The organism is Sneathiella chungangensis, from assembly GCF_009882935.1.
Lineage (GTDB): Bacteria > Pseudomonadota > Alphaproteobacteria > Sneathiellales > Sneathiellaceae > Sneathiella > Sneathiella chungangensis.
Genome location: NZ_WTVA01000014.1, coordinates 253,333 through 265,523 on the forward strand (window position 1 = coordinate 253,333; position 12,191 = coordinate 265,523).

At 47.5% G+C, this 12,191-nt stretch carries 17 protein-coding genes; 6 read left to right on the forward strand and 11 right to left on the reverse strand.

Features of this window, described 5'->3' with window-relative positions:
* Positions 1-2: 2 nt before the first annotated feature.
* From GQF03_RS12950 to GQF03_RS12965, 4 genes are all read right to left on the reverse strand, one after another.
* Positions 3-764, reverse strand: coding sequence for an SDR family NAD(P)-dependent oxidoreductase (locus GQF03_RS12950; RefSeq protein WP_161339700.1), 762 nt, complete (start codon positions 762-764; stop codon positions 3-5).
* Positions 765-945: 181 nt separating this feature from the next.
* Positions 946-1,641: a glutathione S-transferase family protein gene (locus tag GQF03_RS12955; protein WP_161339701.1), complete on the reverse strand. Its 696-nt coding sequence runs from the start codon at positions 1,639-1,641 to the stop codon at positions 946-948.
* Positions 1,642-1,997: 356 nt separating this feature from the next.
* Positions 1,998-2,204: a CsbD family protein gene (locus tag GQF03_RS12960; protein ID WP_161339702.1), complete on the reverse strand. Its 207-nt coding sequence runs from the start codon at positions 2,202-2,204 to the stop codon at positions 1,998-2,000.
* A gap of 31 nt (positions 2,205-2,235) precedes the next feature.
* Complete coding sequence (locus tag GQF03_RS12965; RefSeq protein ID WP_161339703.1) at positions 2,236-3,066, reverse strand: PRC-barrel domain-containing protein; 831 nt, start codon at positions 3,064-3,066, stop codon at positions 2,236-2,238.
* Between the two features lie 121 nt (positions 3,067-3,187).
* Here GQF03_RS12965 and GQF03_RS12970 point away from each other — a divergent pair, with 121 nt between their 5' ends.
* Together GQF03_RS12970 and GQF03_RS12975 are read left to right on the forward strand one after the other, a co-directional pair.
* Positions 3,188-3,664: a PA2169 family four-helix-bundle protein gene (locus GQF03_RS12970; protein ID WP_161339704.1), complete on the forward strand. Its 477-nt coding sequence runs from the start codon at positions 3,188-3,190 to the stop codon at positions 3,662-3,664.
* Between the two features lie 93 nt (positions 3,665-3,757).
* Positions 3,758-4,840, forward strand: coding sequence for an endonuclease/exonuclease/phosphatase family protein (locus GQF03_RS12975; protein ID WP_161339705.1), 1,083 nt, complete (start codon positions 3,758-3,760; stop codon positions 4,838-4,840).
* A gap of 35 nt (positions 4,841-4,875) precedes the next feature.
* Here GQF03_RS12975 and GQF03_RS12980 read toward each other — a convergent pair whose 3' ends face one another.
* The 5 genes from GQF03_RS12980 to GQF03_RS13000 form a co-directional block, all read right to left on the reverse strand.
* Positions 4,876-5,085 carry a hypothetical protein gene (locus GQF03_RS12980; RefSeq protein ID WP_161339706.1) on the reverse strand — a complete coding sequence of 70 codons (210 nt, stop codon included), beginning with the start codon at positions 5,083-5,085 and terminating at the stop codon, positions 4,876-4,878.
* A 258-nt stretch (positions 5,086-5,343) separates the two neighbouring features.
* Positions 5,344-5,496 (reverse strand): entericidin A/B family lipoprotein, encoded by a 153-nt coding sequence (locus GQF03_RS12985; RefSeq protein ID WP_240958740.1) that lies wholly within the window; start codon positions 5,494-5,496, stop codon positions 5,344-5,346.
* Positions 5,497-5,564: 68 nt separating this feature from the next.
* On the reverse strand, positions 5,565-5,996 hold the full coding sequence (locus tag GQF03_RS12990; RefSeq protein WP_161339707.1) for a hypothetical protein: 432 nt from the start codon (positions 5,994-5,996) through the stop codon (positions 5,565-5,567).
* A gap of 3 nt (positions 5,997-5,999) precedes the next feature.
* Entirely contained in the window at positions 6,000-6,287 is a 288-nt protein-coding gene (locus GQF03_RS12995) for an ElaB/YgaM/YqjD family protein (RefSeq protein WP_161339708.1), read from the reverse strand.
* Positions 6,288-6,363: 76 nt separating this feature from the next.
* Positions 6,364-7,080, reverse strand: a complete 717-nt coding sequence (locus GQF03_RS13000; RefSeq protein WP_161339709.1) for a response regulator — start codon at positions 7,078-7,080, stop codon at positions 6,364-6,366.
* Positions 7,081-7,243: 163 nt separating this feature from the next.
* On the opposite strand from GQF03_RS13000, the gene GQF03_RS13005 reads away from it, so the two are divergent.
* Positions 7,244-7,732: a sigma-70 family RNA polymerase sigma factor gene (locus GQF03_RS13005; RefSeq protein ID WP_161339710.1), complete on the forward strand. Its 489-nt coding sequence runs from the start codon at positions 7,244-7,246 to the stop codon at positions 7,730-7,732.
* Between the two features lie 21 nt (positions 7,733-7,753).
* On the opposite strand, the gene GQF03_RS13010 is transcribed toward GQF03_RS13005, so the two are convergent.
* Together GQF03_RS13010 and GQF03_RS13015 are read right to left on the reverse strand one after the other, a co-directional pair.
* Positions 7,754-10,009, reverse strand: coding sequence for a hybrid sensor histidine kinase/response regulator (locus GQF03_RS13010; RefSeq protein WP_161339711.1), 2,256 nt, complete (start codon positions 10,007-10,009; stop codon positions 7,754-7,756).
* Positions 10,010-10,122: 113 nt separating this feature from the next.
* The gene (locus GQF03_RS13015; protein ID WP_161339712.1) at positions 10,123-10,299 is read right to left on the reverse strand and encodes a DUF1328 domain-containing protein; all 177 of its coding nucleotides are present in this window, start codon (positions 10,297-10,299) and stop codon (positions 10,123-10,125) included.
* A 136-nt stretch (positions 10,300-10,435) separates the two neighbouring features.
* Here GQF03_RS13015 and GQF03_RS13020 point away from each other — a divergent pair, with 136 nt between their 5' ends.
* The 3 genes from GQF03_RS13020 to GQF03_RS13030 form a co-directional block, all read left to right on the forward strand.
* The gene (locus GQF03_RS13020; protein ID WP_161339713.1) at positions 10,436-10,645 is read left to right on the forward strand and encodes an anti-sigma factor; all 210 of its coding nucleotides are present in this window, start codon (positions 10,436-10,438) and stop codon (positions 10,643-10,645) included.
* A gap of 115 nt (positions 10,646-10,760) precedes the next feature.
* On the forward strand, positions 10,761-11,204 hold the full coding sequence (locus GQF03_RS13025; protein WP_161339714.1) for a hemerythrin domain-containing protein: 444 nt from the start codon (positions 10,761-10,763) through the stop codon (positions 11,202-11,204).
* A 23-nt stretch (positions 11,205-11,227) separates the two neighbouring features.
* Positions 11,228-12,191 (forward strand): AI-2E family transporter (locus GQF03_RS13030; RefSeq protein WP_161339715.1); only part of this gene is annotated, 964 nt, incomplete at its 3' end.

The following is a 12,191-nucleotide window of genomic DNA, read 5'->3' on the forward strand; positions in this document are numbered from 1 at the left end:
TCCTATCCGTTCATTGTCAATCCACCGGAAACACTGATCGTCTGTCCGGTGATAAAAGAAGCCTTGTCGCCCGCGAGGAACCCGACCATTCCAGCAAGATCCTCGGGCTGGCCCAGTCGTTTCATTGGAATGGCGCGCTTCAATCCCTCATATATTTTCCGGCCGGTTTCGCCCTCACCTAGCTGATTGTTAAGGAGTGGTGTATCGGTCGGTCCGGGGCAGACGGCATTTGACGTGATATTCGCGCGGGCAAATTCCCGTGCCAGGGTCTTGGAGAAACCGATCATGCCAGCCTTGCAGGCGGAATAAACGGCCTCACCGGAAGAACCGACGCGTCCGGCATCAGAGGCGATATTGATGATCCGACCCCATTTCGCCTCAAGCATCATCGGGATAACCTTATGTGTAAGTGCGATAGGCCCACGCATATTGACGGCGATGACTTTGTCCCAAAAGGCGGAATCCGTCTCCAGAAAGCCCATGATACGATCCCAGCCGACATTATTAACGAGGATGGAAACCGGCCCCAGCTGTTCGACCACCAAATTCAAGGCCGTTTCGCTGGAGGCATCGTCGGATATGTCCGCCTCTACTCCAATAACGGCGTCGCGCCCGACGGAGTCGGAAATCTTCTCGGCGGTTTCCTGTGCAGCTTCCTTGTTGATATCGAGAATTGCAACATTGTTGCCAAGGGTTGCGAGTTCAGCTGCAATGGCTGCCCCGATACCGCCCGCTCCACCTGTGACTATAGCCAGTCTTGACATGCTCACTCCATGTTCTTGTTTTCAATATTTATGTAAATATATTGACATGAATTTGAATGCAAGAAATTTCTGCAGATCAGTGACCGATGGACACGCCTGCATCGATAATTAAATTTCAAGAACTGGCTTGGAGATAACCAAATAAGGCGCTGTCAACCGATCAGCCGCCGGATCTTACCATTTAAGTAACGACATGGTTCGAAATGATTCGGGTCGTCGAAGGACGGCATTCAACAGCCTCGTATAAACCTCGAAGCTTATTGCAGTTCTGAAAAATCTCGCTTTTGGCAGGGAAGAAATTAACCAACATGAACAGGTACAGGTCCACTGCTGAAAATCCCGTCTGGAAAAAATATGGGCTACCTGAAATCGCACCATCCAAAATCTCAAACTGAGAAACCAATCGGCTTTTTGCATTTTCGACAAGATCGCCATGAACAGCCGAAATAGATGTAAACCGTTCAGGATGGTTGAACTGCACCATTGTCATATATGGGCTCGTCGCCAAATAGATAAGCCACCTTAGAAAATGCGGTCGAATGGCTGATGTTGCGGAAGGAATGAGCGATGCCGAAGGATGTCGTTCGCCTAGAGTTAGCACGATTGCAGCACTTTCACCTATTACGTCGCCATTCGGCAGTAAAAGCGCCGGGACTTGCCCAGTTGGATTTAGGGTGCGGTAGTTATCTGTTAGATGTTCTCCGTTTGCCATGTCTATCAAACGTCGTTCATAACTGGCGCCAATTTCCTCAAGAACAAGTTCTACCACCATAGCGCCAGATAGCGCTTCCCAGAAAAGCGTATATGTCGGTCGCGGTCCGTCGTTTTCCATAATCCCTAGTTTTTCTACGGAATCTGATCTAGTCAACTTTTTCATAAGGAACGTGCCAAGATTTAGATCGGTTTGGGATCGAAGCGATCATTTATGCTAATGCCGCGTCTCTATCCAATGTCGCGCAACAGCTTGTTAATGGTGTAATAAATCAGCTCTTTGCTTTATCAGACGAACGGATTTTTGGTGCCTTCAGACGAAGGACTCCTCGTCTCTGTTTGACGCAAATTGGAATAATGGCGCCCCTATTAGGCCGCACTATATTGTCGCCACTCAGCAAGAGCGATGTCACGTTGAACTTTACCTGTTTCCCGCTAACATTGTCTTTGTTGTCCGGCTAATAATTCAAAACCAAAAAAGAGCGCCGCAGATAGTGCGGCGCTCTCTTAGTTCAGGTAGGCCTAGGATACTTGATCTCTTTCGAAATCATCCAGCATTTCTTCAGCTTCTTCTCTGGCAACTCCGTAATTCTCCTGTATTTTTCCCAGAAAGATCTCACGGTCACCATTTATCTGGTCCAGATCATCATCGGTCAGCTTGCCCCATTTCTTCTGGGCCTCGCCTTTGATCTGCTTCCACTTACCCTTCAGGATATCTTGGTTTAGCATTTCGTTCTCCTTTTCAGTTAGCCCAATGCGCTTAGTTCATCAAAGATTTGTGATTACTGATAAGCGAGGACTTCTTTTCAGAAAGCGTGTATTTGTAGTCATCATCTCCGTCCTTGACGAGCTTCGCATCGTCATAAGCCAAGCTTATTTCTTCGCCGCCAAAGCCGAGAATTTTATCAAATCCCACGATCAATTGACTGGCTTGCCCGCTTTTAAAGGCGATGTCATCGACTTCACCTAGCGTCTCGCCTTTCGCGTTCACGAGCTGGGCATCAAGAAGTTTTTCCACGCTGTATGCGTTGGCCGGCATCATGCGAACATTCTCGCCTGTGTCATTCCGGTCAAATGAGAATTCCGCGGCACGCTCGATGGCTTCCTCCGTCAGCGGCATGACAATATCGCCGTCCGCATTCTTTTCGACCATTGCGTTATAATCAAATGCCGCGAGTTTGCCCAAACCGAAGAAGTCACCATCACCAATGATAACCATGGCGGCCTTGCCGTCCTGATCAAGGATAATGTCCTCTACGACGCCGACCCGCTCATTATTAAAGTTGTAAACGGGTTCGCCAATAATGCCCGTTGCCGTCGTACGAGGATTAACCTGAACCTGTTCGACGCCGAGTTTGCCGTCATCGTCACTGAAGATAAAGGCCTTGAATTCCCTGTAAGCTTCCTTCGTTGCATCAGAGGCATCCTCGGCAGTTTCCTTGACTGCCTTCTTGGTTTTATCCCAGCCTTCTTTAACCTGCTCAGTCGCTTGTTTCGCCGTGCTGTCTTCCGTATTTGCGGTCCCGGCAAGCGCGGGAGATACAGCCATAAGGGCGATGATGGATGCTGTCGCTAAAAATTTCTTTTGCATTATCTAATCCTCTTTTGTGTTCAGAAGTCGTTACACAAATGACAAACACCGAACTCGCCAAAAGGTTCCCCCATTCAGGAACTTTTTTTTCAGCTGTTTGTTGGTTGGGATGCTGATGCGAATGAACGCGAAGGCAAAAGAAAGTTTTATTATGCCAATAACGACGATAGAGACGCTGAGTGATCTCATTAACATTTGCGAAGACGCGCGCGAATTTTATGCAACTGCGGCGTATCGCACGAACAGTCGGAGTTTGGGGGAAACCTTCCGAAGGATTGCCTCAACACGGGAAAGCGTCATCATTAACCTTAGATTACACGCACATTCGATTGTTGGTGAAGCATCAGAAGAGAAAATCGGCAACGGCCGGGCTTCAGATATTTTTGGGCCTTTAAAAACCGAGATAGATGATATGGAACTCACCTTGGTAGAAAAGCTGGAAAGGGCGGAGAATGTTGCTCTCGAACAATTCCGCGAAGCGCTTAAAAGTGAACCGCCAGAGGCGACAACAAATTTAATTGAGAGACAAATGCAATTGCTCCATGAAACTTATTTTCACATCAAATTTCTTAAACGGCACCTGGGGAGCGCGGCCTAAACCGATCCATCACGGCAATATAAGATGAAATTGTAGCAGTAATTTCGCGCCGACCTCTATATACTGACAACCGATAATTTTTGAAAGAATTTCATGTCGTATTATGTGTTAGGCACAATTGCGTCATTCTGTTTTTTAGCCAGCCTGATCCCATTTATACCCATTGCACATGGTGCCGTTCGGGTATTTGATTTCGGACGCCTTCAACTCGCCATCCTGTCAATCACGGCAATCATTTTCCTGCTCGTAATTCTGCCCATCAACTGGGTTAGCCTGATCTTCCTCGCCATGCTGTCTATGGCGCTCGCTATTCAGGCCGTGTACATCGCTCGCTTCACACCTCTATGGGCTAAACAGTCCGCCAGGCATCATCCGGACAATACGGAACGGTCGGTCATAAGCCTATTCGTCTGTAATGTGAAACAAGGCAATCGAAGACATCAAGACCTAATCAAGCTGATTAACGCCCGTGATCCTGATATCCTCATCCTGATGGAAACTGATCAGCAATGGGTTGACGCCCTTGACGCATCGCTGACTGATTATGCTCAAAAAATTTCCTGTCCGCAGGACAACAGCTACGGGATGTATCTGGCCTCTCGCCTGGAAATGCCAAGAGGTGATATCCAGTTCTTGTTGAATGAAGGAATTCCAAGTTTTCATTGTTCGTTTAAAGTCACAGAAGGTCACTTGTTTGACCTCATTTCCATCCATCCCGACCCTCCTGTTCCACATCGGGATACGCAAGGAAGAGATGCAGAGATACTTGTTGCCGGGAAGTTAGCCGCAAAAAGGCAACGGCCGCTGATCGTAACGGGGGATCTCAATGACGTCGCCTGGTCAGAAACAACCCGGCGGTTCCTCAGAATTTCCCAGTTGCTGGATCCGCGCCAGGGGCGCGGAATGTTCAATTCTTTCGACGCCCGCTTTCCATTTTTAAGATGGCCCCTGGATCATGTTTTCCATTCGGAAGAGTTTGAGCTCGTGTCCATTGAACGGCAGCCGCATATCGGGTCAGACCATTTTCCGATGTTCTATGAATTCGCCTTGGTTTTCGAGAACGACAACTCCCTGCCCGACGATGCGACCGCCGATGACCGTGAAGAGGCGGAAAGGCTGATACACACGGAAAAGAACCGGTCAAGAAAGCCAGTAGGTGAAGACTGGGAAAGCTAACCAACGGTTTATTCGCACCCTTCAAACGAATTTATCTAGGTCTCTCTTGGTATACTGGCTTCGGCAATGCGCTGCGCGTCTTCCATGTCTCTAGTCGCGCCGCTCGCCACAATCGTACCGTGGAACACGACTGCCCACTTCCACAGATCCAAGGGCTCATCGCATTCCCAGTCCTGCTTCTGTTTTTCCACAAACAATTCGTAGTCACCAGCTTCAGCGCAAAGTTTCTGGGCCACCCACTTCATGTCATTTTCCTACGAAAACTGCCAAACCCCGCCAGCATAGCATACTAAGGCGGTGATTATTATGGCAGAATTGACTATGGACGGAAAGGATGCACTCCAGCCGAGCCTTACCAATACCGTTTTGTAGATCATTGTCAGTAAAGAAGACAACGGTGCAATTTCTGCAAAGATAAAGCCGCCTGACGAAGGCGGCTTTATTGGTTACATGTTGCCAGATTGAGAGTTCCGGTTACCCATCTGACACCAGCTCAAGTAAACTTATTCATTTGCTTTTTTCTGAATTGCTTCACCAGCCTTCTCTATGTCCTGGCCGGCACCTTCCATCGTCTCGCAGGCAGTAAGAGAGAGGGACGCAAGGGCGAAAAGTCCTAACATAAAAATTACGCGTGCTTCCTTGCTAATTGTATTCATCAGCCTGTCCTTTCGTTTTCTCTTGATTATCAACCGAACCAACGCCTGATCGCTCAAAAAGTTCCCAACTAAGTTAGATACTTTCCGGCAATAAGGCCGGCGACTCCCGCAAGAAGCAGCGTCGTCTTAGGGTTGGTTTCCGCTGTTTTTCCAAGTTCGTCTCCTGCAATTGCGGCGACGGTCGAGATCATCCGGACCGTCTCATCCGCCTGCGATGGTGTATTCGGCTTCGACCTCAAAATGAGGTACAGCGCCGTTACGACAACAAGGCATATCAGCAGGATGCTTCCGGCAGTGGCCAGCGCCGCAAGAGGAGGCAGAACATGCATGAGCATCCAGCTGTAAAAAGATAGCGCCAGGAAGAATAACGCAATAAATGATAGAGCCACGACTAAGGCCACAACAAACGCCCCCATTGCCCCACGTTGCAAAATGCCTGATTTTTTTGGCGCAAAATTATCGGCGAGCGTTTGTTGCAGGATTTGCAGCAGCGGATTCACGGGTTAGCTCCGGTTCCGCATAAGCATGCTGGCCAAGAAACCGGCGGCAAAGGCGATCGCAATACTCTGGCCCGGCTTTTCTCTGACCTTGCCTTCGATCTGCTCGATACCCTTGCTTCCCCGGTCTTTCAACTCACCAAGTTTTTCCTTGGCTCTTGCGCCGATTTTTTCTGCTTCATCAACGCCATCCTGCTTCAGGCTTGCCGTCAATTCGGACATATGTTTTTTCAGAGCTGCAAGATCGTCTTTCAGCTCATCAATTTCTGGGTAAGTTTCGGTAGATTTGGCCATTGTAAAACTCCATTTGATTTCGTTTGCATCCAACAAACAAACAAATCAAAAAAAAGTTCCAATATTTGGCGAGGCCCTAGCTTTTCGGCGCGTACATATACCCGACGCCACGCATCGTCTTGATAAGAATTGGCCCATCCTCACCGAGCTTTTTACGAATGCGGCCTATTTGAATATCAATTGCACGATCATAAATATCAAACTTGCCATCGCGGGTTTTCTCGAACAATTGCTCGCGGCTTAAGGTTCTTTTAGGCGAGGTGACCAGGGCTTCCAGCAACTGGAATTCACCAATGGTGAAATCGACGGAATTACCGTCCTTGTCAAAAACCTGATACTGATCGCGATCCAGGGTGAAACGGCCAAAAGCAATGACGTCAGTCTCCGTTACTGTTTCAGACGCCGCCGCATGATCCACTTTATGATCATTCGCGCGCCGCATCGCAACCTTTATACGAGCTTTCAATTCTCTCAACTCAAAGGGTTTTGTGAGATAGTCATCTGCCCCCATTTCCAGGCAGATAATCTTCTCTGTCGTGTCGTTTTTCCCGCTGACAACGATAATCGGCGCAGATGTCGACTGTCTTATAACAGGAATAAGGCTGGTACCATCTGTATCGGGGAGGACCAGATCAAGCAAAATGACGTCTAATTGCTCGGCGGCGAGTTTATTTGAAACTTCTGCGCCATCCTTTGCCGTGATGACTGAGTACCCTTCTGCCTCGAAATAGTGCGACAGCACTGTCCGGAGCCCCTCATCATCATCAATTAACAGGACCGCGCCCTTATTCATTTAAGCTATCCTTTTTATAGAGCCTCAGGGCATTTTATCACCCGCATACAAAATTGTTACAAACTCTTTCGCAATTCATACAAAGGCGAAAATCACAGGTTACATCGGTCGTCTAACTTCCATTTTGCAACATCGACAACGACTAGCAAAAAGGAAGACGCAAATGTTCAACAATCAAGAATTGACTACAGAAGTGTCCGGTCTCAGGAATTTTGCCCGTCGCCTGACCCAGAACTATCATGATGCAGAAGATCTCCTTCAATATACGCTGTTGAGAGCAATTGAGAAGAAGCATTTGTTCCAGGAAAACACGGATCTTTTTAAATGGACATCGAAGATCATGTATAACCAGTTTGCATCCGACTATCGTCGGAAAGCAAAGTATGAAACCAAATATGATCCGGAAAGCTATCTGGAAGCAGAATCCATTGAAGCGCCGCAAGATAAGCAAATGGAGCTGAAGACCGTGAACGAGGCCATGAACAGGCTCTCCCATGAACATCAGGAAATTCTGATCCTGATTTGCGTCCAGGGCCTGAGCTATCAGGAAGTATCCGATTTCCTGAAGATCGCGATCGGCACAGTACGCTCCCGCCTCTCACGCGCCCGCGAGAATTTACAACAGCTTTTGGAGGCCCCAACAGTTCATTAAGATTTTTGCTGAAAGCCCGGATCAAACATCTGGGCTTTCTAGTTCTTCTTCCGACATATTTCCCAGATATTTCAATACAGTCGCCTTCAGGTCAATTTCAACAATCGGCTTAGGTAAATACGCATCCATACCAGCCTCAATGCATTTCGCCTTATCGCTGACAAGGGCGTGGGCCGTCATTCCAACAATCGGTGTTCGATCAAACCCCTTCTCACTTTCAATGCTCCGAATTAGTCTGGTGCTAGTAAAGCCGTCCATCTCAGGCATTTGAATATCCATCAGGATAACACCATAGTGATTTTCTTTCCAAAGGTTGACCGCCTCCAAACCCGTTTTGGCGATATCAAACTCAATGCCCATATCTTCCAGAATGTGGCCAAGTACAGTGATATTTCCTTCGTAATCTTCGACAAGCAAAGCCTTTTGAGCTTCTTCGATATGCGCCTTCATTTCATCTACGCGCTTCTTCCTATCCGCCTCGCTTTGCTCAAATCCATCCTTGAACTGTTTGATGCCCCCGGTGATTGGCAAGATAAGAGAAAAAACAGACCCTTTGCCGATCTCGCTATCAACTTCGATGCTCCCGCCCATCAAGCTGGCGAGCTTCTTAGATATTGGCAGCCCAAGACCCGTACCACCAAACTTTCGCGATACCGTTGAGTCCGCCTGCTTGAAACGCTCAAAAATCAGATCCGCCTGATCCTTGGAAATCCCGATGCCTGTATCTTCGACATCTATTCGGAGCACGGAAAAATTGCCTTGATCTTCGGTCTTGGCTTTCACATGGATATGTCCCGCTTCCGTGAATTTGACTGCATTGCCGATCAGATTGATCAGTATCTGACGAATGCGAACAGGATCACCGTAAAATTCGAGATTTTTTACGTCTGCATAGTCGAAAACGAAATCCAGATTTTTCTCTTTCGTCCGGACAGACATAATACTTGTTATATGCTCAAAGATGCTTGGCAAGCTGAATGACGTTTCCTCCAATTCAAGTTCGCCACTCTCAATCTTGGAGAAATCAAGAATATCCGAAATTAAGTCTTTCAGGCTTATGGAACTGGAATGCAGCACTTTGACAAGCTTTTGCTTTTTCTGATCCAGTTCATTTGCGCTTTGATCGAGAATATCTGCAACACCGGTAATCGCCGTCAGTGGCGTCCGTATTTCATGGCTCATATGCGCAAGAAACTCACTTTTCGCGGCATTCGCCTCTTCAGCCTTTTGTATCGCCCCTTCAAGTTTCAGCTCGTAATCTTTTTCCGCACTAATATCCGTAATCGTGCCAACAAATCGAGACGGCTTTTCATTGTAATCCTGTATGACAGCGCCCCGTGCCCTTATCCAAACCCATCGCCCGGACTTATGCCGAAGCCGGAAAGTATTTGAATATTCAGATAAGCGACCCTTTAGATAGAGATCGATATAATTTTGGACTGTTTCCTTCTCTTCCGGATGCAGCCTGTCAGCGAAATCTTCAATATTTCCTTTGAAATCGCCACTTTCACATCCCAACATGGCAATGAATTGATCCGAATAATTTACTTCCCCTGACTGAATATCCCAATCGAAGATACCATCCTTGCTGCCTTCAACGGCCAGTTCCAAAACCTGCTCTTCTTCAGAAACCTGCCCAGTAAAAAGTAGGCGGAAATTTCGCCTGAGGAAAAAATTCGCCGAAATCGATATAGTCAGCAATATTGCTATGCCCGCCGTGACCAGCATGAGCTGTTCATTTTGCCTTGTTTTATTTTCCGCGGACAGGCTTTGAGAATCGAGAAGGCTTTTTCCCTCTGAGATTAGCGCCTCGAAAGTTTCTGAAATTTCACTTTTCAACGCATCAATTTTTTGATTGGCGGTAACGATGTCTGCAGTATTTACAGTCAGCCTGTTGGCGGCCCGACCTTCAAGCTCTGTTTCAAGAAGAGAAATTTTTTGATCTACCGATCCGAGGATACCTCGTTGAAACTGGTCTTCTAGACTAAAGAGCGATAGTCCAGTCAGCGTTTTCGATAGCCTCTCCTTTGTTTCTTCATAATCCTCAATAAACTGCTGCTCACCAAAAATCATATAGCCCTGCTGGCTCAAAATCATTTTTTCTACCAGAAGGCTTGCAGATTCCATTTCAAAAAGTGACTGCACCAATTGCTGAATATTTTTGCTTTCGGCCCTTATCCGGCTTTCACCGACAACAAGCAGGAATGTGCAAAACACCAAGCCGAAGAGCAAAACCGTGAGATAAACTGAGAAAAACTTCGGGGATAGATATTTCATCCTCCCATCCTACAAGAGCATGTTCTTTACAAGAAACAAAAAACGGCACTTCGACAGAAGTACCGTTTTGATCAATTTACTCGCGCTATCCCTGGATTGAGAAAGCTCGCGACTTACAGGGGAGGTTTGCGCCCCCTGATGACATGCATAATCGCACTAACCACGAACAGGATGATGAATACCGCAAAAATAATCTTTGCAATCCCTGCGGAGGCAGCTGCGATCCCGCCAAAGCCAAATACTGCCGCCACCAATGCAATTAATAAAAAGGTTATTGCCCAACCAATCATCTGGATTCTCCTCAATTTTGCTTCATACAGCCTTACAAACAGCGCAGCCCGCAAAAAGTTCCATGGAACCAAATCCGGATTAAGTTCATTGGGTGTATGAGTTGGATCGAGAATTTAGACAGAAGAGAGTTGATCAGTGCCCGATGACAAATATTTTAATGGCGTGAATTCAAGCGAATTTAGCAAAAAAGAAATTCAGGAATATGTGGACGGCATGCTGAAACCGGCAGACACCCGACGCGTAGAAAAAACTATTTCGGCTGATCCAAAAGCAAAAAAATACTACCTGATCCAATTGCGACATAAACAACTACTCAAGATGTGGTGGAAAAGTTCACTCAATTAGCGCCAGCACTGCAAGTGACTTGACAGTACTTCCCCTCAAAAAAATTTGCATTCTACGGGAACTCTTTGAGGTTGCAGATGTTTGTACTGCACCAAACAATCGAAGGAGCAAACCTATGGATATCTATGAACGCCTCATCAAGGATCACGAGAAACAGAAGGAACTCGCGAAACAACTTATGGAAACGTCAGGAGACTCCGACGAGCGTCGCCACCTGTTCGAGCAATTCAAGGCGGAAGCCGTAAGTCATGCCAATGCCGAAGAACAAACCCTCTATGCCGTTCTGATCGAGGATCCGAAAAGTCAGGAACAGGCTCGCCATAGCGTATCCGAACACCAGGGCGCGGATGAACTGATCAATGAACTTTCTGACATGGATATGAGCAGCGCAGGCTGGATACAGAAATTCGAAAAGCTCAAAGATGAACTTGAACACCATATTGTGGAAGAAGAGCGAGACGTGTTCAAACTTGCCAAAAACCAGGTAAGCGATGCGGACGCGACTGAAATGTCTCGGATGTTTGATAAACGCAAGCAGCAGGAAGAAGAACACGTTTAGAAACCGGCATCGGACACACCATAATGCAGAACATGGAACAAGCAACAACCGGAAACTCCTCTGCCGCATCAAGGCATAGAAGCAGAATTGACGCGGCGGCGAGAGTATCAATTATATTCCTTGCCTTAGTTGCGCTTGTCGCAACGCTGCATTTTTCCAAGACAATCCTGGCACCCATTATGCTCGCGGTTGTGATCGGCATCATGTTCGGGCCGATAGCGGACCGCATCGAAAAATTTCATATTCCGGCGTCCCGCTCGGCGGCGATTGTTGTGTTGCTGTTTATTATCCTTATCACCATTGCAATCGCCGTGTTTGCGGCCCCGTTGTCGACCTGGATCGACCAATTACCCAGAATTTGGGCGCGGCTGCGGTTTGAGCTCGCAAGCTGGCAGGATAACCTGGACACAATCTCGGAATTGCAAGCCCAACTCAGAAGCGTGACGGGCCAGAAAAGCGGGGATACCGTTGTCGTTGACGATAGCTCCACTGTTCAGGATGCGGCGATTCTTGCCCCAACCATCATTGGTCAGATAGCGCTGTTTCTGGCGAGTTTCTATTTCTTCGTTGCCGCGCGTCACACTCTACGGAGGACAATTTTGAGCCTTCCCGTGACCCGGAGAACCCGATGGCACATGGCGCGTGTTTTTCGTGAAATTGAAAATAATGTCTCTGACTACCTCCTCGCAATAACCATCATAAATATTGGAATGGGGTTGAGCGTAACCCTCGCGTTATGGGCGTTGGGCGTCCCTTCACCTTTGCTTTGGGGTATGCTCGCCGCTGCACTCAACTATGTGATTTTCATTGGGCCCGCGGTAACTTTTGCCATCTTGCTTGGTGTCGGGTTAATCAGTTCAACATCTCTTTGGGGCATGGTTACACCGGCCTTGGTATTTCTGGGGATAAACTTCTTGGAAGCTCAAATTGTAACACCGCTGGTGATCGGGCGGCGAATTACTCTGAACCCATTCATTGTATTCCTTG